Annotated in this window: 22 protein-coding genes; 13 read left to right on the forward strand and 9 right to left on the reverse strand. The window is 38.6% G+C overall.

Annotated features, from left to right (window positions below; all coding sequences use genetic code 11):
* The 5 genes from gldM to QZ738_RS16220 form a co-directional block, all read right to left on the reverse strand.
* The gene (gldM, locus tag QZ738_RS16200; RefSeq protein WP_293788777.1) at positions 1 to 1,533 is read right to left on the reverse strand and encodes a gliding motility protein GldM; all 1,533 of its coding nucleotides are present in this window, start codon (positions 1,531 to 1,533) and stop codon (positions 1 to 3) included.
* 40 nt (positions 1,534 to 1,573) lie between these two features.
* A complete protein-coding gene (gene gldL, locus QZ738_RS16205; RefSeq protein WP_293788778.1) occupies positions 1,574 to 2,380 on the reverse strand; it encodes a gliding motility protein GldL in 807 nt (268 codons plus the stop codon).
* Positions 2,381 to 2,418: 38 nt separating this feature from the next.
* Positions 2,419 to 3,744 (reverse strand): SUMF1/EgtB/PvdO family nonheme iron enzyme, encoded by a 1,326-nt coding sequence (locus QZ738_RS16210; RefSeq protein ID WP_293788779.1) that lies wholly within the window; start codon positions 3,742 to 3,744, stop codon positions 2,419 to 2,421.
* A 225-nt stretch (positions 3,745 to 3,969) separates the two neighbouring features.
* Complete coding sequence (locus tag QZ738_RS16215) at positions 3,970 to 4,740, reverse strand: uroporphyrinogen-III synthase (protein WP_090983220.1); 771 nt, start codon at positions 4,738 to 4,740, stop codon at positions 3,970 to 3,972.
* Positions 4,741 to 4,755: 15 nt separating this feature from the next.
* A complete protein-coding gene (locus tag QZ738_RS16220; protein ID WP_293788780.1) occupies positions 4,756 to 5,733 on the reverse strand; it encodes a DUF4271 domain-containing protein in 978 nt (325 codons plus the stop codon).
* Between the two features lie 164 nt (positions 5,734 to 5,897).
* Between QZ738_RS16220 and hemW the strand changes: the two genes are divergently transcribed.
* From hemW to QZ738_RS16255, 7 genes are all read left to right on the forward strand, one after another.
* Positions 5,898 to 7,031: a radical SAM family heme chaperone HemW gene (gene hemW, locus QZ738_RS16225; protein ID WP_293788781.1), complete on the forward strand. Its 1,134-nt coding sequence runs from the start codon at positions 5,898 to 5,900 to the stop codon at positions 7,029 to 7,031.
* Between the two features lie 18 nt (positions 7,032 to 7,049).
* Positions 7,050 to 7,832, forward strand: coding sequence for an SDR family oxidoreductase (locus QZ738_RS16230; RefSeq protein WP_293788782.1), 783 nt, complete (start codon positions 7,050 to 7,052; stop codon positions 7,830 to 7,832).
* Between the two features lie 307 nt (positions 7,833 to 8,139).
* Complete coding sequence (locus tag QZ738_RS16235) at positions 8,140 to 8,691, forward strand: fasciclin domain-containing protein (protein WP_293788783.1); 552 nt, start codon at positions 8,140 to 8,142, stop codon at positions 8,689 to 8,691.
* A gap of 227 nt (positions 8,692 to 8,918) precedes the next feature.
* On the forward strand, positions 8,919 to 9,800 hold the full coding sequence (locus QZ738_RS16240) for a cupin-like domain-containing protein (protein WP_293788784.1): 882 nt from the start codon (positions 8,919 to 8,921) through the stop codon (positions 9,798 to 9,800).
* A gap of 80 nt (positions 9,801 to 9,880) precedes the next feature.
* On the forward strand, positions 9,881 to 10,666 hold the full coding sequence (locus QZ738_RS16245; protein ID WP_293788785.1) for a DUF3050 domain-containing protein: 786 nt from the start codon (positions 9,881 to 9,883) through the stop codon (positions 10,664 to 10,666).
* 129 nt (positions 10,667 to 10,795) lie between these two features.
* Complete coding sequence (locus tag QZ738_RS16250; RefSeq protein ID WP_293788786.1) at positions 10,796 to 11,674, forward strand: cupin-like domain-containing protein; 879 nt, start codon at positions 10,796 to 10,798, stop codon at positions 11,672 to 11,674.
* A 105-nt stretch (positions 11,675 to 11,779) separates the two neighbouring features.
* Positions 11,780 to 12,394 (forward strand): sugar O-acetyltransferase, encoded by a 615-nt coding sequence (locus QZ738_RS16255; protein ID WP_293788787.1) that lies wholly within the window; start codon positions 11,780 to 11,782, stop codon positions 12,392 to 12,394.
* Positions 12,395 to 13,025: 631 nt separating this feature from the next.
* Here QZ738_RS16255 and QZ738_RS16260 read toward each other — a convergent pair.
* Complete coding sequence (locus QZ738_RS16260) at positions 13,026 to 13,451, reverse strand: nuclear transport factor 2 family protein (protein WP_293788788.1); 426 nt, start codon at positions 13,449 to 13,451, stop codon at positions 13,026 to 13,028.
* Between the two features lie 93 nt (positions 13,452 to 13,544).
* Between QZ738_RS16260 and QZ738_RS16265 the strand changes: the two genes are divergently transcribed.
* The 5 genes from QZ738_RS16265 to QZ738_RS16285 all read left to right on the forward strand — a co-directional run bounded on the left by QZ738_RS16265 (position 13,545) and on the right by QZ738_RS16285 (position 19,399).
* On the forward strand, positions 13,545 to 14,426 hold the full coding sequence (locus QZ738_RS16265) for a carbohydrate kinase (protein ID WP_293788789.1): 882 nt from the start codon (positions 13,545 to 13,547) through the stop codon (positions 14,424 to 14,426).
* Positions 14,427 to 14,600: 174 nt separating this feature from the next.
* On the forward strand, positions 14,601 to 15,698 hold the full coding sequence (locus QZ738_RS16270) for a VWA domain-containing protein (RefSeq protein ID WP_293788790.1): 1,098 nt from the start codon (positions 14,601 to 14,603) through the stop codon (positions 15,696 to 15,698).
* 160 nt (positions 15,699 to 15,858) lie between these two features.
* Entirely contained in the window at positions 15,859 to 17,346 is a 1,488-nt protein-coding gene (locus QZ738_RS16275) for a sigma 54-interacting transcriptional regulator (protein ID WP_293788791.1), read from the forward strand.
* 6 nt (positions 17,347 to 17,352) lie between these two features.
* The gene (locus tag QZ738_RS16280) at positions 17,353 to 18,102 is read left to right on the forward strand and encodes an AAA family ATPase (RefSeq protein WP_293788792.1); all 750 of its coding nucleotides are present in this window, start codon (positions 17,353 to 17,355) and stop codon (positions 18,100 to 18,102) included.
* A 55-nt stretch (positions 18,103 to 18,157) separates the two neighbouring features.
* Entirely contained in the window at positions 18,158 to 19,399 is a 1,242-nt protein-coding gene (locus QZ738_RS16285; RefSeq protein WP_293788793.1) for a metallophosphoesterase, read from the forward strand.
* Between the two features lie 80 nt (positions 19,400 to 19,479).
* Here QZ738_RS16285 and QZ738_RS16290 read toward each other — a convergent pair whose 3' ends face one another.
* The 3 genes from QZ738_RS16290 to QZ738_RS16300 all read right to left on the reverse strand — a co-directional run bounded on the left by QZ738_RS16290 (position 19,480) and on the right by QZ738_RS16300 (position 23,826).
* Positions 19,480 to 20,169 carry a response regulator transcription factor gene (locus QZ738_RS16290; RefSeq protein ID WP_293788794.1) on the reverse strand — a complete coding sequence of 230 codons (690 nt, stop codon included), beginning with the start codon at positions 20,167 to 20,169 and terminating at the stop codon, positions 19,480 to 19,482.
* A 97-nt stretch (positions 20,170 to 20,266) separates the two neighbouring features.
* Positions 20,267 to 21,940, reverse strand: a complete 1,674-nt coding sequence (locus QZ738_RS16295; protein WP_293788795.1) for a sensor histidine kinase KdpD — start codon at positions 21,938 to 21,940, stop codon at positions 20,267 to 20,269.
* Positions 21,941 to 21,942: 2 nt separating this feature from the next.
* Positions 21,943 to 23,826 (reverse strand): prolyl oligopeptidase family serine peptidase, encoded by a 1,884-nt coding sequence (locus QZ738_RS16300; protein ID WP_293788796.1) that lies wholly within the window; start codon positions 23,824 to 23,826, stop codon positions 21,943 to 21,945.
* Between the two features lie 228 nt (positions 23,827 to 24,054).
* Here QZ738_RS16300 and QZ738_RS16305 point away from each other — a divergent pair, with 228 nt between their 5' ends.
* Positions 24,055 to 25,878, forward strand: coding sequence for a tetratricopeptide repeat protein (locus QZ738_RS16305; protein ID WP_293788797.1), 1,824 nt, complete (start codon positions 24,055 to 24,057; stop codon positions 25,876 to 25,878).
* Positions 25,879 to 26,096 lie beyond the last annotated feature (218 nt).

Consider the following 26,096-nt stretch of genomic DNA (forward strand, 5'->3'; position numbering starts at 1 on the left):
TTATTTTACACTAAATGCCAATGAAGGTAAAATTCTTTGCCGCCCGTCAGGACCTACAGAAACAATATCTTCAAAAAACACCCTTGTTCCAGGAGTAATTGAATTCATGGCACCTTTAACAGCACCTGCGAAGCTTCCGCCGCTACCGGCAACGGTAACAGCATCTGAACGTGGTTTAATAATGGTTAATTTATAACGTTGTATTTTAAACTTAACATCGAAAGGAAAATCATCAAGATCTGCTTCAATCTCGGTTTCGCTCTTTAACTGAACCGAAGCAATATCACCACCTGCACGTCCGCCAACCTTTGCCACCGGCGCTGGAATGGCTTTCACTCTGAATTTTTGCGAGCCTAGGCTAACGGTTTTACCGGCATTGTTTGCTGAGACATTGATGGATACTTCCTGGCCCACCATGCTGCCGGGAACATTTACATTGTAATTTCCATTACTACCAGACATTGAACCTCCTGAAATTGACGCACGTACGCTTTCTAATGGAAATCCTGCTGCTGAAACTGTAAACGGGTTGGCAATACCAGCATAAATTACGTTCAGTTTTGTTGATGAAACTGATGCTGAAGGTTTTGCTACCTGATAGGTTTGTGGCTGCGTTTTGTATTCCTTTACCTGGCCATCAGTTTGGCGAACTCGGATCGTACCTACCCAGGTAAACTGACCAACACTCCCGGTGCCACCTGAATAAGTTCCCTTGCCATCTTTAATGGATAATTTATTGCCATTAACAGTGATATCTGGAGTAGATCTCGAATCGCTGGCCGTTAAAAAAACTTCAGCAGTATAAGGCTGACCTTGAATTACATAAGAAGTAGGTGCTACTGCAACTGCCGCAAACTGATCCAGATTAACTTGCGCCTTATCCATATTTCCGAACAATTTCTTCACGACCTCTGCTTCAGCATTTTTAGTATCTGCTTGCAGTTTGGTCAAAATGGTCATGGCAGCAGTTAATGGCGTTCCCTCACCAAAATAAGTTTCCTGCCAATTGCCTTTTCTTTTTCTTACCGGGTCTTTAGCTTCAAGAGAGAAAGAAACGTTTGCCCGATCTGCAGGATCTAACAAAGAAATCAGTTTTTCTCTAGTCGCATTGATTCTTTTCTTTAACTCATCCGCCTTCTTTTGGTTAATCATGATATTCTGAGCAATATCCTGATTGGACCTGTTTACCAGGTCTTCTGTTTCAGGATCGATTCCGTCTCCAGCCTGGGTAAGTTCTTTTTTAATGCTTTCAATATAATTATTCAGTTCATCAGCCGCTTTCTGAGCCTGTTTAGCCTTATCGTAAATAGGCTGAGCTCGTGCCGGCTCTTCTTTCAACTTCGAATTTTCGAAGGCAGAAAACAACTGATTAATGCTTGTATTTACATTGTTTTTAGAAGTATCCAAACTATCGTTGATATTTTTGAATGCGTCTAAAATGGTATCTGATACGTTTAAGGCGAGCATGGCCAACAATACCAAATACATGATATTGATCATCCGCTGCCTTGTTGTTTCTTTTCCGCCTGCCATGTTTAATGTAGCTTTTCTTTAAAAATTAAAAACTAAACAATTATACACGTGGGCCGTTCATAGCCGATAGCATATTGCCATAAATTGCATTAAGCGATGATAGGTTTTTAGCCAGCTTATTCACTTCTTCTTTAAACTGCTTAGAATCTTCCATCGATTCGTTAAAGTTCTGCATGGTTAATGATAGGTTTGAATAGAATTTATTCATCGATTTTAGATGCGCACTTGAATCTTGTAACTCCAATTCATAAACTGCATTTAAAGCCGATAAGTTCTTAGCCAAATTGTTAACCTGATCATGGTAAGCCTGAGAATCCACATTACTTTCGCCCATTGCTTTTAAATTAGCCGTAGCTTTTTCAAAAGAAGCGCTTAAACTATCAAATCCTGCCGATGCAGTTTTAATTTTACCTGTAAATTCATTGGTTGCAGTAGATGCATCAGCAACATTAGAAATTGTTGCAACCTTATCACCAAAAGTACGCAAACCAGTACCCAAACTTTCGATCAACTCCGGACCAATTTTAGCATCTGATAACATTTTATCTAAAGCTGCCGTATTAGATGAAGCCACTGCAGCCACAGGCCTGGCCGAAGCTGTTGGTAATTCTCCTTTGAAATCTGCTTGTAACTCAGGGTAAACTCTTTCCCATGCTGGTTCTGGCTCTGGTGGAAAGAAACCTGTTAAGAAGAACAATAAAGCCTCTACCCCTAAACCAACGCCTATAATTAAATTTGCCCATGATCCGCCAAGATGCGTAATTTTAAATAATGCTCCGATAATTACAATACTTGCTCCCCATGAAATCGCTACGTGTAACCAGCCTGGTTGTTTCTTTGCTGCCATAAATTTGATGTTTTTCTTTAGTTTTTAGTTTGATTGGTTTAACGTCTTAGATCGGTACCAGGATAAGATGAAACGCATCTGAAGCCAATATATGACCTTTGTGTATCCTGATATTCATAAGTTGATACTGCATTTTGCAGGAAATAGCCTGTATCTTTCCAGGATCCACCTTTTACCACTTTACGTTTTTTGTATTTGCTGTCGCCTGCACCCGCATCATAAGTAAAGTTAGGGTTTAGGTCGTGTAACAGCGGACTAGCTCCTTTATTATAAGCCGTAATAGTCCATTCCGATACGTTTCCGGCCATGTTGTACAAGCCATAGTCATTAGGAAAATATGATCTGACACCTACTGTATAAATACCGCCATCGCTAGAATAGTCTCCACGGCCCGGTTTAAAATTAGCTTGTAAACATCCTTTTGTATTTCTAATGTAAGGACCGCCCCATGGATATTTTGTTTTGATATTACCGCCTCTTGCGGCATATTCAAATTCTGTTTCGGCTGGTAACCTGTAGTCAGATCTGGATCCTGCAGGTAGTTTCCTTGATGTTGCAACCCCGTCGTACAACCGGGTCCTCCAGTGAGCGAAAGCTTTTGCCTGCTCCCAGCTTACCCCAACTACCGGATAATCATCATAGGAAGGGTGGTTATAATAACCACGCACCATCGGATCGTTTTGTGAATAAGAATAATCTGTTTTCCAAACCATTGTATCAGGGTAGACGGCAACAGTATAACGATCAATATAATCCTGGCGTTTGCTGTTTGGGTCTTTATGGCCCATAGCGGCCTTTTCCATATTTAATTCAGCATATGAATATTCGAATTTACGCACATCTAACTCCTTCTTCCCCGGAAGGGCATCTAAGCCAGAATAATACATACCGTCTAGTTGGCTCGCTTGGGCCGCCGCTGCCCCTCTGCCCTTATTACGCCAGATGTTAACCCCATTTGGCCCAACCTTTTTCCAGTCAATGTATTTCTCCCCGCCAAGAGCTGTTGCGGCATTTCCTTTTGGAGTGATCATAAATTGTTGCGGGTTACCCATCATCACAATCGCAATCGAATCGCGTACCCAATTGGTAAACTGGCGATATTCGGCATTAGAAATCTCGGTCTGATCCATAAAGAATGCACTGATTGTGGTCATTCTACTCGGTCCGTTCTGGGAAAATGTAATATCTTCGTCCGATCCTCCCAGTGGTGTATGACCTGGCGGAATATAAACCATTCCTAGTGGGATTCTATCGTTTTTAAATTTCCGGTTATAAGCACCAACCAGCTCACCTTGGCCACCATGGCCACAGCTTGCTAGCATTACAGTTATACCTACAATAGCTAGAAGGTAGATTTTCTTCATATTTTTAAGGTTGTGCACAGCACGATTAGGAGCAATTTTATCAAAAATCACAGAAATTATCTACAAAAGCAAATATTTTACATTAAATCATCACGTAAAGGCAATTAAAGTTAGGTTAACCATTTCCTAATAGCCTTGCAAGTTTTGCAACAAAATGCTTAACTATCTAATTAACAGTAAAGTTATACATTTATTGTATTGACTTATAATAAATTATTTATCGTGTTATTTATTAGATATTTTGATATAATTTTCGATAGCCATCGTCATTGACGGGACACCTGGGGTTGGAGCAGCAATATCTACAATCAGATCCATATCAGTACAGGCCTTGCTGGTATTGGTTCCAAAAGCAGCAATTCGGGTATTATTCTGTTTAAAATCAGGGAAATTTTTAAATAATGATTGAATACTTGATGGGCTAAAAAAGGCGATAACATCGTAGAATACCTCTGCCAGATCAGACAAATCGCTCACTACCGTCCTAAATAAAACCGCTGGTGTAAAATTATATCCGCTTTTCTCCAAAAACTTCATCGTGTCTTCGGTTGCCACATCAGAACAAGGGTATAAAAACTTCTCGTTAGCATGTTTTTTTAACACTTCGGCTAAATCGGCTGCAGTTTGTTTACCAAAAAAAATCTTACGCTTACGATACTGAATATACTTCTGCAGATATAAAGCGATGGTTTCAGATAGACAGAAATATTTTAATTCTGCAGGCACTTCATAACGCATTTCTTCGCAGATTCTGAAGAAATGATCTGCTGCATTTCGGCTGGTGAAAATCACAGCCGTGAAATCGGCCAGATTAATCTTATCCTTCCTGAAGTCTCTTGCTGGTACACCTTCAACATGAATAAAAGACCTAAAATCAACTTTTAAATTGTGTTTTTTAGCCAAATCGTAGTAAGGAGATTTTTCTGTTTCAGGTTTTGGTAAAGTAACCAAAATACTTTTTACTTTGCGGATTCTAGAGTCGTTCTTTTCTTGCATTTTTTCCTTTTCCTGCTACAGTCCTATCGTTTTAATTAGTATAAGGATGGGACATATTTCGAGGGCGCAAAAGTACAAAAATAAATGCATTTTAGAAAACTTATTATTAGAAAGTATGGTTACACCTGCCCGGAGAAGCTGAAAGGCAAAAATAACGCTTAACAATAAGAAAGCCAATACAATATAAACCGAGCCATATTTAAGTGGTGAGAGCGCAAAGGCGACCACTAAAGGAATAAATAGCAACGACGCATTGAAGTAGCTGAGATACAAAATTGAAATATACTCTCCTACCGGTTTCTGCACATTGAACAGGTAACCTAAAAAGCGTAATATCACTAATTTTAACGCATAAAAAATAATAATCGTAATGGATATGCTAAAGAAAAACTTAAACCCGTCTTTAGCTTGATACATATCGTTCCATTGCGCTACCAGAAAAAAGAACATCCCGAAAACGAAACCAAACTGCACAAAAAGCAACAAGAAAGGCCATGAACTAAACAGGTTATCTTCTTTGTTGATATTATTCAGAATCCTGTTACTAAAAAATGCCTGAACGATTGCCGATAACTGCTTGGAAAAAGCATTTTTTAAAATGGCAAAGATGATAAGCATACCAAAAATAAAGCCTAGCAAACCTACGTTTCCCTTTGGAATTTTAGTGCCCAACTGGTAAGGATTTGCTTTTTTCTTTAAATGCTGGTACTTCTTTTGCCATGCCCATAAATCTAGTTTTGGAGAAAGATATTCCTTTTCTATGGTATCTAAAAGTGCGTTTTTATTGATTAAATGATCAGGAAGTACCCAGGTATGATGAATCAGAGAATCAGTAGAATACCGCTGTTTGGCCAACGTTGCCGAATCGGGCCGGTATCTCCGATATTGGTACTGCTTCAGGGCCACGCTATCTGTTTGAACAGGAATTTCCTGGGCTGCTAAAAAATTAGCAGACCATATCAACGCGAACAAAAAGAAAACAAATTTCGGCATGTTATAAATCAAAACTTCCGGTTGCAAAAGTAGTCGAATAATCAAAGTTTACCTAAAGAAAATAAGGAATGATGAATAACTTTGTTTTAAGCCCCTTTGCCTGCAGAATCATTGCTTCATCTTTATGACAATAAAGAAAAATTAACTTCACTATCTTTGCAGTAATGTCTGGTATCTATATCCATATTCCTTTTTGTAAAAAGGCCTGTCACTATTGCGATTTTCATTTTAGCACTTCTTTAAAATATGCTGATGAAATGGTAGAAGCCATTTGTAAGGAAATAAAAATGAAAAAAGACCGGATTAACGAACAGGTTGGGAGTATTTATTTGGGTGGAGGTACACCTTCTATCCTATCTGAAGCTGCAATGCAAAAGATTTTTGATGCGATTCACCATACTTTTTCGGTAAATGCCAGTGCAGAGATTACCATTGAAACCAATCCGGATGATTTAACCGCCCAGAAATTAAAGGAGCTGAAAAAGTTGCCCGTTAACCGCTTTAGTATAGGAATCCAGTCTTTTTATGATGAAGATCTGATCTGGATGAACCGGGCACACCGGGCCAAAGATGCTGAGGATGGTATTAAAAGAAGTCAGGATGCAGGTTTTGAAAACTTAACGCTCGATTTAATTTATGGCTATCCTTTGCTTACGGATCATAAATGGCTGAACAATATCCAAAAAGCAATCGAGCTTGAGGTACCGCATATTTCTGCTTATGCACTAACGGTAGAACCCCGAACAGCTTTGGCCCATGCCATAAAAAACAAAAAACAAAGCCCCCTGAACGATAACCAAAGTGCAGCACAATTTATCATTTTAATGGAAAAACTGGCAGATGCCGGATTTGAACACTACGAAATTTCGAATTTTGCCAAGCCAGGCCATTATGCTGTACATAACACTAATTATTGGAAAGGCATTGATTATATTGGCATTGGTCCATCTGCTCATGGTTTTAATGGCCAAAACCGGTACATGAACCCGGCAAACAACGCTTTGTATATGGAAACTTTGAGGCATAATAAACTCCCTGAAGTGGTTGAAGAGCTGAGCTTAAACGACAGATTTAACGAATACATTATGACTTCGCTGAGAACCATGTGGGGAACTGATTTACACAAAATAAATGCCGATTTTGGGGTTGATTTTCTGGAAGAAACCAAGCATAACCTCAAAAATTTTGAGGATAAAAACTGGGTGTTGATCGAGGGGGATAACATTTATTTAAGTCAGAACGGGAAATTATTTGCCGATCATATTGCTTCTGAACTGTTTATTATGGAGAATGATTAAATAGCCAATTACATATTTATGTCAAAAATTATTTGGATCACAGGCGCATCATCGGGTATTGGTGAAGCCTTGGTATATGAATATTTTAAAGCAGGTCACAAACTGATTATTTCCGGAAGAAACCGCGACGAATTGTTCCGAGTGAAAGGAAACTGCCAAAATTCCTTTAATGTCCATGTATTACCATTCGATTTAAGCGAAACTGCTTTACTCGAAAACAAAGCTGCTGATGCCCTCCGTATCTTTGGCAAGATCGACTTATTGATCAACAGCGGCGGTGTAAGCCAACGGAGCCTGGCCTTAGCAACCAACCTGAAAACTGAACAACAAATTATGGACACCAATTTTTGGGGTACAGTTATACTCAGTAAAGCGGTTTTGCCTTCAATGATCGCCAGCGGAGGTGGCCAGATTGTTGCAATTAGTAGTTTGGTCGGCAAATTTGGTACGAAATTCCGTTCTACATATGCCGCTTCGAAACATGCGTTGCATGGTTATTTCGATTCTCTCCGATCAGAAGTTTATGATAAAAATATAGCCATCACGATTGTCTGTCCGGGTTTTATCAAAACCAATGTAACCTACAATGCACTTACAGGAGATGGTAACCCACTCAATATGATGGGCGAAGCCCACAAAAATGCCATGACACCTGATGAATGTGCCAAACAAATCGTGCAGGCCGTTAACGATAAAAAAGAGGAAGTTTATATCGGCGGAAAAGAAACCAGGGCAGTATTACTGAAACGTTTTTTCCCAAAGATTTTCTCTAAAAAATTGAGAACTGCGAAGGTGAATTAGCAAGCGTTTGGCGTTAAGTGTAATTAGCGATTTTACAACAGCACATGAGCCATCAAATCAAATTTTGTGTAAGTACAAATCTTTCGTAAATAAGCCTGATTCAAGCAATTTTAATTCATCATCAGATTAGCAAAACATATAGAAATACTTTTCTAAAAATCGAAAAAAGCATTTTCTCTGATCAGAAAAATAAATTTAATAAACTGATAGACAATAACTTAAAAAATATTTTTTCATTTCTAAAAACCAAGTATCTGTAAGCCGTCGTAAATGGAATCAAATAACAGAAACTTAAAAATTAGAAATAATGAAAAATTTAATCCTATCAGTTTTTGCCGTAATTACCATGGCATTTACCACTCAAGTTTACGCTCAGAAAAATCCAATGGTTGGTGGCGCGGCCATGTATTCAACCAAGGATATTGTTGATAACGCTGTAAATTCAAAAGACCACACTACACTGGTAGCAGCAGTAAAGGCTGCTGGTTTAGTAGAAACTTTAAAAGGTGCTGGTCCTTTTACCGTTTTTGCACCAACAAATGAGGCTTTCGGTAAACTTCCTGCAGGAACGGTTGACAATTTGGTTAAACCAGAAAACAAGGCAACCCTTACCAAAATTTTAACTTACCATGTTGTTGCGGGCAAAATGGACAGCAAAGCGATTGCAAAAGCAATAAAAGCTGGCGGAGGCAAAGCTGAGCTAACAACGGTAGAAGGCGGCAAACTTTGGGCCTGGATGGAAGGTAAAAAATTGGTGCTAAAAGATGAAAAAGGCGGAATGAGTACGGTTACTATTGCAGATGTTTACCAAAAAAATGGTGTGATCCATGTAGTAGATACTGTTTTAATGCCTGAATAATATTAAAAATACATCCTTATTATTAGCATAAACGTTCTGGCTTTCGCCAGAACGTTTATGCTTTTTAAAAAAAATACCCTGCCGTCAATTACCTCTATAAACATCTTTAAACAGACTTATACCATCTGACTTTTTTTGATGAATTGTCAGTTTTCTTTAAAGTTTTTGCATTTCTGACGCTTAATGTTATTAACTATTTAATTTTGTGCTATTAATAGTTTCTTAACATGAAATTCAATTTATCTCCTATAGATGTAGTTGAAGATATCTCTAAATCAGATTTCGAACTGAACTATCTTAAGCCACGCAAACCTTTGGTTATAAAAAATATGGCCAAAAAATGGCCAGCCTACCAAAAATGGACGATGGAGTACATGAAAGAAGTTGTAGGAGACAAGACTGTTCCACTTTACGACAGCGCTAAAGCCGATCCCTCCAAGCCGATAAATGCATCTGCTGCCCAAATGAAATTTGGCGATTATATAGATCTGATTAAGGAAACGCCGACTGACCTACGCATCTTTTTGTTCGATCCGATAAAGTTTGCACCAAAACTACTGGAAGACTACCTGGCGCCAAAAGATTTAATGGGTGGCTTTTTAGATAGCTATCCTAATATGTTCTTTGGCGGCAAAGGCTCTGTAACCTTTTTGCATTACGACATTGATCTGGCACACATTTTTCACACCCACTTTAACGGAAGGAAGCATGTGATCCTATTTGATTATAAATGGAAAGAGCGTTTGTATCAAATTCCATATGCCACTTATGCCTTGGAAGATTACGATGTAGAGAATCCCGATTTTGATAAATTTCCGGCACTTAAAGGTGTTGAAGGTATCGAAGCCTTTTTAGAGCATGGCGATACTTTGTTTATGCCTACAGGATACTGGCACTGGATGAAATACCTGGACGGATCTTTCTCAATCAGTTTAAGGGCGTGGGATAAAAACTGGGGCGTGAAAGCAAAAAGCTTGTATAACTTAACTTTACAGCGTAAATTTGACGACTTTATGAAAGCAAACTATCGCGAAAGGTACATGCAGTGGAAAGAAGAACTTGCCATTAAAAGGGCTAATAAAGCGCTGGAAAAAAATTTACCGAAATAACGAAAAGAATAAAGCTAACGATTAAGTAGGATGATGAGGTTCCGGCTCCAAACTCAATACTCCAAACACAAAACTCAAATATGCATTCCAGTATTATAAAAATCCAAAAAGAAATAGCGCCGCTCAGGCAAGAAATTATTACCCATAAGCTTTACTCGGCAATTAGTGAAGTGGAGGATCTACGCATTTTTATGGAATACCATATTTTTGCGGTCTGGGATTTTATGTCGCTGCTAAAAGCTTTGCAAATAAATTTAACCTGCACAAGCTTACCTTGGTTCCCCGTAGGCGATCCGGTTACCCGGCAATTGATTAATGAAATTGTGGCGGGAGAAGAATCGGATGTGGATGCTAAAGGAGATATAAAAAGTCACTTTGAGCTCTATCTGGATGCCATGGAACAATGTAATGCAAATACTAAACCTATCCAGATCTTTTTAGCAGAACTGAAAAATGGGAAAAGTTTTGATGAAGCTTTTGAAATTGCCCAGGCACCGGCAAGTGCAAGAGATTTTGTGAATGCAACCTTCGAAACCATCAACAGTGGAAAGCCCCATTTACAGGCAGCAAGTTTTACTTTCGGCCGGGAGGATTTGATACCAAACATGTTTTTCAGCATGGTAAATGACTTAAACAGTACCCAGCCCGATCAGGTTTCTATCTTCAAATATTACCTGGAACGTCATATAGAAGTAGATGGCGATCACCATAGTCATTTAGCACTCAGTATGACGGAAAAGCTTTGTGAAAGAGATGAGGCTTTTTGGATAGAAGCTGAAGAAACTGCAAAAAGTGCACTACAAAAAAGGATAGACCTTTGGGATGCTGCCTACGCCGAAATTGTTAAAAATAAAGTTGTGGCTTAATTACTAAATTGTTAAGTATTTATTAATTTTAGATTACGTGATTTTAGTCACATTTACCTGTTAACAACAATTTTATAAAATAAAATTTACACATTTGTTGTTCGGCACAAATAACCGATTTTTAAAAGCATGAGTTTCATTTTAAAACCTGTTGATATCGTTGAGAGCATCACTCCCGAAGATTTTAAGAAAAATTATCTGAAAACTAAACGTCCGTTAGTCATCAGGGGTCTAACTAAAGACTGGCCTGCCAGAGAAAAATGGACTACTGAATATTTAAAAGAAATTGGCGGAGAGCTGGAAGTGCCGCTTTATGATAACTCCAAGGCAGATCCATCTAAGCCGATAAATGCCGCTACCGCACACATGAAATTTGGCGATTACCTTGATCTGATCAAACGGGAGCCAACCGAACTGCGTATCTTCTTTTTTAACCTGTTTAAAAAAGTACCAAGTTTAATCAATGACGTAAAAATTCCTAAAGATTTAATGGGCGGCTTTATCGAAAGCATGCCTGCAATGTTTTTTGGTGGTTCTAACTCGGTAACCTTTTTACACTACGATATCGATTTACCGCATATTTTCCATACCCACTTTGGTGGCAGAAAACACATTATCTTATTCGATTATAAATGGAAAGATAGATTGTATTGCCTGCCGAATGCAACTTATGCTTTGGAAGATTACGATGTGGCCAATCCTGATTTCAAAAAATTTCCTGCACTGAATGGTGTAGAAGGTTATGAAGTTTTCTTAGAACATGGCGATACTTTATTTATGCCAACCGGTATGTGGCACTGGATGAAATACGTGGATGGTTCATTTTCTTTAAGCTTAAGGGCCTGGGATCAATCGATTACACGTAAAGTAGCGAGCGTTTGGAGTTTGTTTACCCATGGCGCCATCGATAGTTTGATTAAAATGACTTTCAAAGAGAAATACGCCCACTGGAGAGAGAAAAGGGCAGTAAAAATAGCCGAAAGGGCTTTAGCTAAAGGCAGACCATAAAAATTGAACAATATTAAAATGCAACGGGACATCGGCAAATGATAGTCCCGTTTTTTATTATAATTGCGCATAACACTTTAAGTGCACTATTAAATAAACTCGCGGATGAATACTAACATACTTACTGAAAAACAAAAAATGCTAACAGGTAAAGCCTACCAGGCGGGTGATGCAGAATTAGCGAAAGAACGATTAAAAGCCCGGGAACTGATTTATGAGTTTAATAACCTGGCTCCGAAATTGATTAAACAGCGTAAGGAATTACTGAAAAGACTTTTCGGCAAAACAGAAAAAATGTTTTATGTAGAACCACCGTTCAGATGCGATTATGGTTACAATATTGAAATTGGCGATCATTTTTACGCCAATTTTAACCTCGTTATTTTAGATTGTGCCAGGGTAAGTATCGGCAATAACGTTTTTATTGCACCAAATGTGGCCATTTATACTGCAGGGCATCCAATCCATGCTCATTTGCGAGATCAGGAATATGAGTGGGCACAGGAAATAACGATTGGCAATAGCGTTTGGATTGGTGGAAATGTGGTGATCAATCCAGGTGTAAAAATAGGATCTAATGTGGTTATTGGGTCTGGCAGTGTGGTTACGAGGGATATTCCTGATAACGTTTTTGCGGCAGGAAACCCATGCAGGATCATCCGCCAGCTGACAGATGAGGATAAGGATTACTATTATAAGGATTTTAAGTTGGGCGAATAAAAAATCGTCCCGACTTGCAATCCCACCGTGTGGACACATCTTTTTAAGAATAGTTTAGGCATTTTGCTAGCCAACTTTAATAAGTTACTGGTTTTAGCTAAGGACGCTGTCAATCCCAAGAGCCAGGGAAATCAAAAAAACAGTTGCAGTTCAGGTAAATTAGCACTAACAAACCTTAAACGCAGTGGTTTTGTGTTCATAAGAATGATTTAATTTTAAAAAAGATATTGAACACAAAACGAAGTACCGCTGTTTTTTTGATGGGGATGGGATTGTGCAAAAGGCTCATTGCTGGATTGACGAAGCGCTTTGGCTACTTTGGCGCTCCAAAGTACCATGCCACCGCGGCATAGAGCGGCTGAAAAATATTATGATCAATTGTGTCCACACCGTAGGATTTGCAATCGGGATACATAAGAAAGGCGATTGTATCGCCTCGAAAATTAATCCCTTTAGCATTTGAAAATGCTAATCTCCCAAATCCCCGTTACAAACGGTGACTATAAAGGAGCTATTCATCTGGATAGATTTCTCGACTTCGTTGCACTCCGCTCGAAATGACGACCGGAGGGAGCTTCGCAAACAAGTCAATTTGCCTCCTCATCTATTTTACATTTCACTTCTCCCCTGTTTAGCTACTATGATCTACAACAACCTTCCATTCGCCTTTAATTTTTTTAATCAATAAGGTAAAATACCCTTTAAGTTCATCCTTTTCCCGTTTAACATTCCAGCTGCCCAATACAAAAGCCAGGTCAGGTTTTAAAAAATCGACTTTTTTTATACCAAATACCAAAAAGCCCATAGCGGCTTTATCAGGATAACCACTTTTATAAGTGTCCAATGTTTTTTGCCAGCCGTAAGTCGGTCCGCTTTTACCTACAAAAAGTAAACTATCCGATTTTTCATACCCCTGCATAAAGGCTTCAACATCACCCTTATTCCAATCGGTACGCTGCTTTTCCAGTAAATTGAGTATGGCTTGCTTATCTTTTGCATGTTGGGCTATAGCGCTGAAAGAAATAAAAAACAATGCAATTAGGAGTATTTTTTTCATGATGATCTGGATTAAGTTAAAAATTAAAGATATGAAACAAATTATTTTGTTCCATGCGTAAAAATTCTTTATTTACCACGATATAAATCTACTATGCAAAACAAGGTAATCACTATTGGCGAAATACTCTGGGACGTTTTTCCGGAAGGCAAAAAGGCCGGCGGCTCTAGCATGAATGTTGCCCTTAATTTACACAAACAAGGTATAGAAAGCCGCTTCATTAGCGCCATAGGAAAAGATGAAAACGGCAAAGAACTGGTCAGTTTTTTAGCAGCTAATCATTTTGGAACGGATTTAATTCAGATTAATGATGAATTACCCACCAGTACGGTTGTGGTGCAACTGGATGAAAACCATCAGGCTACCTATACCATCAAACAACCCGTGGCATGGGATGACATTAAAATCACAGCGCAGAACATAACAGCCGTAAAACAGGCAGATGCATTGGTATACTGCAGTTTAACCTGCAGGGAGGAAAAATCTAAAGCAACCATCCTCAGGCTTTTGGAAAATGCCAAGACCAGAATTTTCGACATCAACCTCCGTGCGCCCTTTTATTCAAAAGAGTTAATTGGTGAACTTTTGGCAAAAGCAGATATCTTAAAAATAAACGAAGACGAACTAGTTTGGGTAAAAGAATCCTTTGGTTTAACAGGTAATACTGAAGAGCAACTCTTAAAACAGCTTTCTTTCCAGTTTAAGATCGAAATCATTTGCCTTACACTGGGCGATAAGGGCGCCTGCGTATTAAATGACGGCAAATTATTTAAACATGCAGGTTATAGGGTACAGGTAGTGGATACGGTTGGTGCCGGCGATGCGTTTTTAGCTACCTTTATTGCCTGTTATCTGCAAGGTTACCCCATGGAAAGCACTTTAGACAATGCCTGTAAGGTGGGTGCTTTTGTAGCCTCGCAACCAGGTGCAAACCCGGAGTATAATAAGAAAATTTACCACATGTCGCTTGAATAAATATTTTGCTTCCAGTTGGCAGTGAACAGTCGGCAATTTTCAGTTTGTAGTTTCCAATTTAACCATACTTTGTCCTTTCAGCTTTTATTTTTCTGCTTGCATCCAAATATGACACCGCGCTTAAATTAATGCTAAGCGAAACTTTTATCTTAGATAAATCGTTAATACAAGCACATGAGAGGTTTTCGTTTTTCTGATTATAAACCGGGCAATACGCCAAAGGGTGGGTTTGATGAGTTGCTGAAATTATTTAGCGAACTGCTGAATTATACAGCCGGTGATGCAGCAGAGGCTTTAAGCTGGCTGAACGAACTCGACAAACAATATCAATTAACTAATAACGAGTATGGCATTGGTAACTTCATCGACGACCTGAAAGATAAAGGTTATCTAACGGAAGACAATCAATCAGGAGCATTTAAGATTACGGCCAAAACAGAACAGACAATCCGTAAATCGGCCCTGGACGAAATTTTTGGCAAACTCAAAAAATCCGGTCGTGGTAACCACAACAGTAACCAGTCTGGCATTGGCGAAGAAAAAAATGCCGACAGGCGTGAATATCATTTCGGTGATAGCCTGGATCAGATCGATATGACTGCTTCGATACAAAACGCACAGGTTAACCATGGCATTGGTGATTTCACTTTAACCGACCGCGACCTTGAAGTAGAGGAAAAGGATTTTAAAACCTTAACTTCTACGGTGTTGATGATTGATATTTCGCACTCCATGATTCTATATGGCGAAGACCGGATTACCCCTGCAAAAAAAGTGGCCATGGCTTTGGCCGAGCTGATTAAAACAAAATACCCAAAAGATACTTTAGATATTGTGGTTTTTGGAAATGATGCCTGGCCCATCAGTGTTAAAGACCTGCCTTATTTACAGGTTGGACCATACCACACCAATACTTATGCCGGATTAGAATTAGCTGCAGATTTACTCCGCCGGAGGAAAACCCATAATAAACAGATTTTCATGATTACGGACGGAAAACCAACCTGTTTAAAGGAAAATGGCAGATATTACAAAAACAGCATGGGACTGGATAGGAAAGTTATCAATAAAACCTTAAACATGGCGGCCCAATGTAAGCGGCTGAAGATCCCGATTACGACATTTATGATTGCCAAGGAGCCTTACCTTCAGCAGTTTGTCAGGCAGTTTACAGAAATTAATGGTGGCAGGGCTTTTTATAGCTCTTTAAACGGCTTGGGCGAATACATTTTTGAAGATTATATTAAAAACAGAAGAAAAACAGTTAAGTAAGGTTGCAGGTAAAAGGCATAAGGCTTAAGGTAAAAACCCATCGCCAATTCCTATCCGAATCAACCATAAAACATTAAAAAGAGGTATAGATTTATAGAGGAGGCTTGTGTACTTTGCAAACCTTATACCTTAAACCCAATGCCTTAAACCAATTTAAAAGATGCAAAACACAACATTAGGCCAGTTAAAAATCACAGGATATAAGTCGAGATCGGTAAAAGAAGAACTCAGGGAAAATCTGATTAAAGTTTTACGCGATAAAAAAACAGAGTTTGAAGGCATTATCGGCTACGACGAAACAGTAATCCCCGAGCTGCAGACAGCGATTTTATCTCGTCATAATATTTTACTTTTAGGTTTACGCGGACAGGCAAAAACGCGTATTGCCCGTTTAATGGTAAATTTGTTGGAAGAGTACGTACCATATGTAGCCGGAAGTGAGATTTTTGATGATCCGTTAAATCCAATTTCCTGGTATGCCAAAAATGAAATTGCCACAAAAGGCGATGATACTGAAATTGCCTGGCTGCACCGAAGTGAAAGATATACCGAAAAATTGGCCACCCCTGATGTTACTGTTGCCGATTTAATTGGCGATGTTGACCCTATTAAAGCGGCAACATTGAAATTAACTTATAATGATGAGCGCGTAATCCACTTTGGCCTGATTCCACGTGCACACCGCAGTATATTCGTAATTAATGAACTACCCGATCTACAGGCACGTATCCAGGTGGCGCTATTTAACATGTTGCAGGAAAAAGATATTCAGATTCGTGGTTTCAAATTGCGTTTACCCCTGGATATCCAGTTTGTATTTACAGCAAATCCGGAAGACTATACCAATCGCGGAAGCATTGTTACGCCGCTAAAAGATAGGATTGAGAGCCAGATTTTAACCCACTATCCAAAAACGGTAGAAATTTCGCGTAAAATCACCTTCCAGGAGGCCAGATTAACAGCTGATCAACGGGCCAATATAGAGGCCGATGGATTGGTGAAAGATTTAATAGAGCAAATTGCTTTTGAAGCCCGTAAGAGTGAATACATTGACCAAAAATCAGGTGTATCAGCCAGGTTAACGATTTCTGCTTATGAAAATCTGATCAGCACAGCCGAAAGAAGAATGCTGATCTCTGGCGAGAAAAACACTTTTGTCCGTTTATCTGATTTTGCAGGAGTTATCCCGGCCATAACCGGTAAAATAGAATTGGTTTATGAAGGCGAACTTGAAGGCCCGGCGCATGTAGCTACTACGTTAATTGGCAAAGCCATTAAGACCTTATTTGCCCGTTATTTCCCAGATCCGGAAAAAGCAAAGAAAACCAAAACGGCAAATCCCTATGCCGAAGTAACGGAATGGTTTACCGAAGGAAATAATGTTGATGTTACGGATGTTTTAACCAATGTACAATACAAAAAAGCACTGATGCTGGTTCCTGGATTATACGATCTGGTCAAAAAGTTTCATCCTAAATTAAGTGAGAACCAAACTTTACTTTTAATGGAATTCGTATTACATGGTTTAGCCGAGTATTCACAATTGAGCAAAAACTTTTTAAATGGTGGCTTCGGCTTCTCCGATATGTTTGGCAGTTTGTTTAATGCCGAATTTGATGAAGAAGAGGATGAAGACGATTTCAGATAAAAATTAATGGAGTTTAACGGATATCTCTTATCACTGCGGTTAAAACAAGAGCACCTGCCTAATGGATATCCGTTTAACATTCCATGCTTACAATCTTTTGAGAAATTGGACTTCCATCCACATGTTACATTTTTTACAGGCGAAAATGGGGTCGGTAAATCGACCCTGATTGAGGCGATGGCCGTTTATCTTGGGTTCAATGCTGAGGGCGGAAGTAAAAATTTTAATTTTTCAAGTAAGGCAACACATTCAGAACTGCATCATTATTTAACAATTAGTAAAAGTTTCAGAAAACCTAAAGATGGTTTTTTCTTACGGGGCGAAAGTTTTTACAACGTTGCAAGTGAAATTGATAAGCTTGATGAACAACCTTCTTCCGGGCCAAAAATAATAGCATCGTATGGCGGGCTTTCTTTGCACGAACAATCTCACGGACAATCATTTTGGGCACTGTTTATGGACCGATTTAGCGGCAACGGCATTTATATTCTGGATGAACCTGAATCTGCTTTATCGCCAACAAAACAGATTGCGATGTTGTCAAAAATCAACAATCTTATTGGTCACGATGCGCAATTCATTATCGCAACTCATTCTCCTATTTTGCTGGCGTATCCAAATGCGACAATTTATGAAATGGCCAATGGAAAAATAACGAAAGTAAAATATGAGGAGTCTGAAATATATAGGCTTTATAAATCGTTTTTAGATCATCCGAAACGGATTTTAGATAATTTATTTAGTGCAAATCCTTAATTTAGACGGTTACAAAACCTGCCTGTTTATAATTTAAATCGAATAACCCGAATATATGGGAAGATTACCTTTCATCATTGCAGCCTGCATACTCCTTACAGCCTTTGATATTTATTTTTTTAAAGCCATCGTTTCCGTTTTTAAATGGAAGCCGAAAACAAAAAAAAACTTCGGTATTTTATATTGGAGCTATAGCTTTCTGCTGATTATTGGCGTTTTCGCAGGAATTTACCTTAATCTTTTCCTTACGCTTAGAGCCATCATTTTAGTCGCTTTCTTTTTAACTGTAGCGTGTAAAATAGCGATGCTGCCCTTTCTGATTCTGGATGATTTACGAAGATTATTCATCAAACTTGTCAGAAAAAAACAAAGAATAAAAGACCAGCCAATTAGCGAGGCAGAGCCAATATCACGTTCAGAATTTTTAGTTAAAGCCGGATTGGTAGCCGCAGCTGTTCCTTTAACTTCGCTAAGCTGGGGTATTATTTCTGGCGCATACGATTACCAGGTGAGGCGAGTTAATTTAATACTCCCTAACCTGCCCAAAGCTTTTGATGGTATTACGATGGGACAGATTTCTGACATCCATTCTGGTAGCTTTTATAATAAAACAGCGGTAAAAGGTGGGGTAGAAATGTTATTGGGCGAGAAACCCGATTTCATCTTTTTCACAGGCGATCTGGTGAATAACCTCACCAACGAAGTAAGGGATTATCAGGATATATTTTCGAAAGTGAAAGCACCACTGGGCGTTTATTCATCTTTAGGAAACCATGATTACGGTGATTATTATTTCGGCAAGGAATCATCTCCTGCCAAGGTAAAAAACCTGAAAGATATGGTTGATGTACACAAAATAATGGGCTATAACCTTTTACTGAACGAAAACCGGAGATTGAAGGTTGATGGAGAAGAAATTGGGATTTTAGGCATTGAAAACTGGGGAATGGGCCGTTTTCCGAAATATGGAAAAATGGAACTCGCCGTTCAACATACGGATGATTTACCTGTAAAATTGTTGTTAAGCCACGATCCGTCGCATTGGCGTGGAGAGGTTTTACAAAAATACCCACAAATAGATGCCATGTTTAGTGGCCATACCCACGGTATGCAATTTGGTGTACGTTTAAAAGAGCTGCAATGGAGCCCGGTACAATACATATATAAGGAATGGGCTGGCCTGTATCAGGAACAAAAACAACAACTGTATGTTAATGTAGGCTACGGATTTTTAGGTTATCCGGGCAGGGTTGGTATTTTACCTGAGATTACGATATTTACTTTGAAGAGGGCGTAGTGGTATAATGTGACCATATGACCTATTTGAGTAAATAAAACCGTCAGATGGCAACATCTGACGGCACAAAAACAACATAATTACCCGGCATTAAAGCGGTAACCTACCCCCCTTACGGTTTGCAACAATTGTGGGTTATCAGGATTCAATTCTATCTTTTTACGCAAGCGTACAATATGCATATCAAGCGTTCTGGTATTGACATCAGAATTGTAGCCCCATACAACCAACATTAGCTCATCACGATTAATTACCTTGCCCGGGTTGCGGAGGAAATAAAGCAGGATACGGTTTTCCAGTATTGTTAGCTCGATTTTCTTCCCATCTCTGAATAACGTGTGAATGTTTGGATGGTGTTCCATATTACCAAAACGATGGATCTCGGCCGAATCTTTATTGACGATGAATTTTACCTTACTCTCCAGCATCGCCACCAATACATCCATATTAAATGGTTTGGTGATATAATCAGAGGCGCCAAAATTATAGGCGTCAATTTTATCTACATCCTGAGCCTTTGCGGTCATCATAATCACCAGGTTTTCGAAACCTTGTTTACGCACTTGCTCACAAACCTCAGCACCCTGCTTACCTGGCATCATCCAATCCAACAAAACAATATCAGGCTGATCAGCTAAAATCATTCTTTCACCAGCTTCACCATCATTGGCTTCCATCACGGTATAACCTTCAGCCTTTAACCGGTGGGCTACCAGAAAACGAAGATTCTCATCATCTTCTACAATTAATATTTTTACTTCTTTAGACATTTATGTGTGTGTTACATTGTAATGTTGAAACGTTGCAATGTTTGAAGGTTAATTTAACATGACAACCCCCCAACCTTTAACTTTCCAATTCCTTAACTTAACTATTATAAGGCAGCACGATTTTAAACTCCGTACCGCTTCCTACTTTACTTTTTACAGAGATTTCTCCTTCCATAAAGTTAACCAGTTCTTTGCAGAATGCCAAACCTAAGCCTACACTGCCCATTTGGTTATATTCATTCTGGATCCTGAAAAACTTCTTAAATATATTATTCAATTCAGACGCAGCGATACCTATTCCTTTATCGGCAAAGCGAAAAACCAATACCCCCTTGATCAGCTTTGCACTAATGTGCAGTTTTTTCTGTTCTGGTTTTGAATATTTGTAAGCATTCTCTGCCAGGTTATCAAACAAACTCCCCAATAGTACCGGGTCGGTAATAAAGGTTTTAAATCCAACTACTTCATAGCTAATCTTAAAATCGGGATGTTTTAAGGTATGCGACTCAATTGTACTTTCGATAAAATCAACAATATTAACTTCTTCACGGTTGAGTTTAATGGCCTTATTTTCGATTTGTGTAAAGGCCAGTAATTTGTTCATTAAACCATTCAGTTTGTCGGCTTCTTCGTCCAGTATTTTGCCATAAAGCTGTTGTTCTTTTTGGCTTAACGCAGCAGCACTTTTAATATTGTTTCCTGCAATCTTAATTACGCTAACGGGCGTTTTAAACTCATGTGTAAGGTTATTCACAAAATCGTACTGCAGCTTAAACATTTTACTGTTGATGTTCAGGTTACGGTAAATCAAAAATGCAACCAGTAAAAGTACGCCGTATACCAGCAATAACACCAGAGCAATAGGCATGAAATAAATAAAAATTTCTTTTTTGATGTATGATTTTGATGAAATGAGGTATAATTTAAAATCAGAAAATGCGCCAGGCAGGGCAATTTCGGTATTAATATTTTCATCGGAGGTATCTATCGGATCATAAGTTAAGGGTTCAATCCTGATGATCTGGTACAACAACGGCCTGGTATTGATGATTTTGATTTGATGTGCATCAAGCTTAAAAACCATTACATCCTGTTGATATACTGGTGCCGGATCTAACTTCCGCCTGATCATATCTTTGTATACCCTTAAATCTTCGCGGCGGGGAATATTTAAATAAGTGATTTTGTTTTCATTGGAATTAACGATAGAAAAATTGGTAAACAGCTCTTCTTGTGTGGGTACGGAAGCGGTATCAAGATCTTCGACAAAGGTAGCCAGTTTAATGGCAATGGCATTAAAATCACTTCCCACGGTAAAAGATTTTGTATCATTTTCGGAATACAGCTTTACCGAATCAGGCTTCACCCCTTTGCCAAACTGAAAAATCGATTTTGGCCCAATACCCAGATGATTTGCATTGATCCCATCTTTCACGGGAACATTCTTCACTTCTGTATCGTAAAAAGTAACTTTGGAAATGAAAGGATATTTCAACATCACGGTATCTACAAACCTGGCTGCAGTAGAAGAATCCAAATATCCGTTATAATAAGAAATCTCAGGCATTTTATTCTGAAAAAAATCATTGTACGGCTTAATACTTTGTTCCAGTACATTTACTTTCTCTGAGACAAAATCATTCTCTATCGTTTTTTTGCTATAATTAAAGGCGAGAAAAAGTGACAGGATAAAAAGAACCGAGATGAGTGTAATGAAGGTTACCCCTAAGGTAAAGTTTTTACGGTAGTTGCTTTGCTTATCTAAGGACATACCTATTTTTTACCAAGGTTTTCATTTAAAAACTCTTCTAAGGCTTTGTACAAAGCTGTCCTACTCTGTTGACGTACCAAAGGGTCTGGTCCCTCCTCTTTTTCGATATAAGTAACCTGGACATTCCTTTTTTTAAGTTCTTTGATAAACTGCACACCTTCTGCTACGTTAACGCTAGGGTCTTTGGGATTTTGGGCAATAAAAACCGGTAATTTAAACCGGTCAGCATGAAACACAGGTGAAGCAAAGCGCATATAATCTGTATCAGTTACCGGATTGCCTATAATTTCATAATACATCTGCAATTTGGCCTTTAAAAACGGAGGAAAAGTTTTCAGGTAACTAAACAGGTTAATTACACCAGAATTTGATCCGCCACATTTATAAAGATCGGGATTTTTATATAAACAATTTAAAGCAATATAGCCCCCAAAACCATTACCATAAATGGCAATTTTTTTAGGATTGCCAATTTTCTCCCTGATCAGCCATTTTACCCCATCATTAACATCATCTTGTATTTTATCACTCCATTGTTTAAAACCTGCCGCATAAAATGATTTCCCGTAACCGGTAGACCCCCGGTAATTTACCTGCAAAACGGCATAGCCCCGGTTGGCCAAAAACTGTACTTCCGCATTATAGCCCCAGCTATTTCTTGATTTTGGTCCGTTATGCGGCACCACTACCACGGGTAAGTTAACTGCCTTTTTATTTTTAGGTAAAGTTAAGTAACCGTTAATGGTTAAACTATCCCGGCTTTTGAAGCTGATGGGCTTCATGGCACACATATCCGCCGGCTTAATAGAAGGGCTTACATCAGTAAGTTTTTTAAGCTTCTGATCTGCGGCAGTATACAGATAATATGAACCCGGATTTTTATCGGTAAAAGTCCGTATTACAAATACCTTATCCGTTTTATCCTTGTCCATAATTACCCATTCTGTGCCGGGCAAAAGGGCATCTATCTTCGAATAAGCTACTTTTGTACTATCATCAAGGTAAAATTTTTCTCTCTTCCAGGTTTCGCAGGTTGCAAAGAGCATTTTTTTCCGGAAACGGGAGTATGTTGCATCAACCACATTTAAGGTATCATTTGCAAAAAGCACCTGTTTTTCTTTCCCCTTTTTTAAATCAAGCGCTACCAGTGCGTTCTTATCGCGGTTGATGCTGGAAATAGCATAAAGTACATTAGGCTGATCTTCAGAAAATGCAATGGGCTGAAAAGTAGTTTCAAAGTTATTGGTAATTACAGGCGCAAAAGATTCATTTTCATTTTCGCGGTACATTAAAGTTTCGTTCACCCCATCACTGGCAACTGCAATTTTAAGTACACCTTTACTATCAGTCATCCATCTGGTAATATTGCCTGGGTTTTTGGCCGCAATCTCCATTTTTCCGTCCCGTACATTCAAACGGTATACATCAAAAACCGTCGAATCACGTTTATTGGACGCTACAATTATATATTTATCATCAATCAGCTGATCTTCTATTACCCTCAATCTGTTTTTCTCATTGGCACTCAACTGCACCTGCTTACTCCCATCTTTATTGATCACGAAAATATCAGACCTGCGTTCCTTAGATCCATCTTCGGTATAATAAATCAGTTCATTATTACTGGTCCAGAAATGAAAGCTGATATTCTTTCCGTTTAAATGGGTTAACTGAACACTATTTCCGGTGGCGATATCTTCAGCAAAAAGGTCCAGTTTTTGATTGTGAAGCTTTAGATAAGATAGGCTTTTCCCATCCGGAGAAATGCGATAGAAGGCTTTATCCTGCGTTTTAAAAAAATCGTCTACAGGAATAGTATCATGTTTTGTGCCTTTGCAAGCCCCAATCAATGCAACCATTAACAACAGGAAAATCCTTTTAAGCATAAATAAATCCTTTACGGAGAGACAAAAATAAACATCACAACAATTTTACAGCGGTTTACACCAACAATGTTACTCATGTGATCAATAATAAGTTTCGGTTCAATTTAGTATTTATAAAATATCTACAAAATAAAATACAGGTAACATTTAAAATACGTTTAATATCAATTGGTGGTTTAGCTAAAGATGTATTAAAATGTTACATTTAAAACTTATAATTTAAGGTTTATGAAACGCCTGTTTTTCATCATATTCTTATCGCTATCGTTTGGTGCCGGTGCACAGATTTTTCGGTCTGATCAGCAGATTTCGCCTGATGAAAGTAGTCTGGCTATCCAGTATTACCAGGATGGGGCATACGATAAAGCAGTTGTGTTACTGGAAAAACTTTATTCCACCCCTAATAACGAAGTCTATTTCGACATCTACTTTAATGCACTGCTAAAATTGAAACGTTATGACGTGGCGGAAAAAGTAGTTAAAAGGGAAATCAAAAAAAATCCACAGAACGATATCTATCCAATCGCTTTAGGCAAGCTTTATCAGGAGAAAGGCGATGTGCAGGCGGCCAATAAAATCTTTAATGATGTAATTGCAAAACTACCAAAAGAGGAATTTAAGATCAGAAATCTGGCCAATAGCTTTTATCGGTTCGAAAATTACGACTATGCGGTCCAGACCTTTAAACAGGGTAGAAAACTATTTGGCGACGATCAGATGTTTGTTTTTGAATTATTAAACATTTATCGTTTTAAAAAAGATAAAACCATGCTCATGCAAGAGTATCTGGATGCACTTGCAACCATGCCGCAGCTTTTACCACAGGCAGAAACCGTACTCTCTTCGGTTTTCGAAGATAAAAACGATTATCAAACTTTTCAGGCGGGCATTTTAAAAAAAATACAAAAAGCACCTGATGCTGAAGTTTACATCCAGTTACTCACATGGAATTATATTCAACAACAAGAATTTGATATGGCACTACGCCAGCTTATCGCATATGATAAACGTACCAAAGCTGACGGGGGGACCTTATTTAATGCCATTTATACCTTTGTTGATAATGGTGCTTACGAAACCGCGATTAAGGCTTACGATTATTTGCTCACCAAAGGAAAGGACAACCCATATTATCTTCCTTCAAAGATAGAAATGCTGAATACCAGATACAATCTGCGTACCAGTGGGAAATATACAGTTGCAGACCTTGATTTGCTTGCCAAAGACTACCAGACACTACTGGACGAAAACGGGAAGAACAGGAACACGCTGTTTGCCATAAAAAAACTGGCCAACCTGCAGGCCTACTATTTAAATCAACCCGCCAGTGCAGAAAAAGAACTGGAAGAAGCGATAAAAATGCCAGGCATTAATGATCAGGACTTAGGCCAGTTAAAACTCGATTTAGGCGACATTTACATTTTAACCAACCAACCCTGGGAAGCTTTTTTAGTGTATGAGCAGGTGAGCAAGCGGTTTGAAGGACAACCTGTAGGAAATGAGGCCCGCTTCAGGAGTGCTAAACTTTCTTTTTATCAGGGAAATTTCGACTATAGCAATAGTCAATGTTTGGTCTTAAAAGCGGCTACCTCACAATTGATAGCGAATGATGCATTAAACCTAAGTTTATTGATCAGCGATAACATCCAGACACCAGCCGATAGCAACGCTTTAAAAATGTATGCTGATGCAGAAATGCTTCTATTTAGAAACCAACCCGAAAAAGCCATAAAAAAAATGGATAGCATTGCCATTGCCTATCCTCAGAACAGCTTAACGGATGCGATTATGATGAGTAAGGCTCGGATTTTTATTAAAGCAAACGATTTTCAAAAAGCGGCCGATATCTTAAAAAAGGTAATGGAAGAATTTAAAGACGGCATCTGGACAGATGATGCGCTATTTACACTTGGCGACCTGTACGAAAAGAAACTGAATGATATTGCACAGGCCAAAATATACTTCCAAAAACTGATTACCGATTATCCCGGCAGTATGTTCAGTGCTGAAGCGAGAAAGAGATTCAGGAGTTTAAGGGGAGACGGAGTGTAGTTAGTTAATGGTTCATTGGTCATTGGTTCATTGGTTCATTGGTAACTGTAAATTGAGAGTTGCAAACTATACGGTGGTTGATTGTTTAAACCGGTTAATTGACCAGTAATGGCCTATTTCCAACTATTAATTACATATTCTCATCAGTTCGATTAAAGATCATCAGTTCATTGGTCATTGGTTCATTGGTAACTGTAAATTGAGAATTGCAAACTATA

Source organism: uncultured Pedobacter sp. (assembly GCF_913776295.1).
GTDB lineage: Bacteria > Bacteroidota > Bacteroidia > Sphingobacteriales > Sphingobacteriaceae > Pedobacter.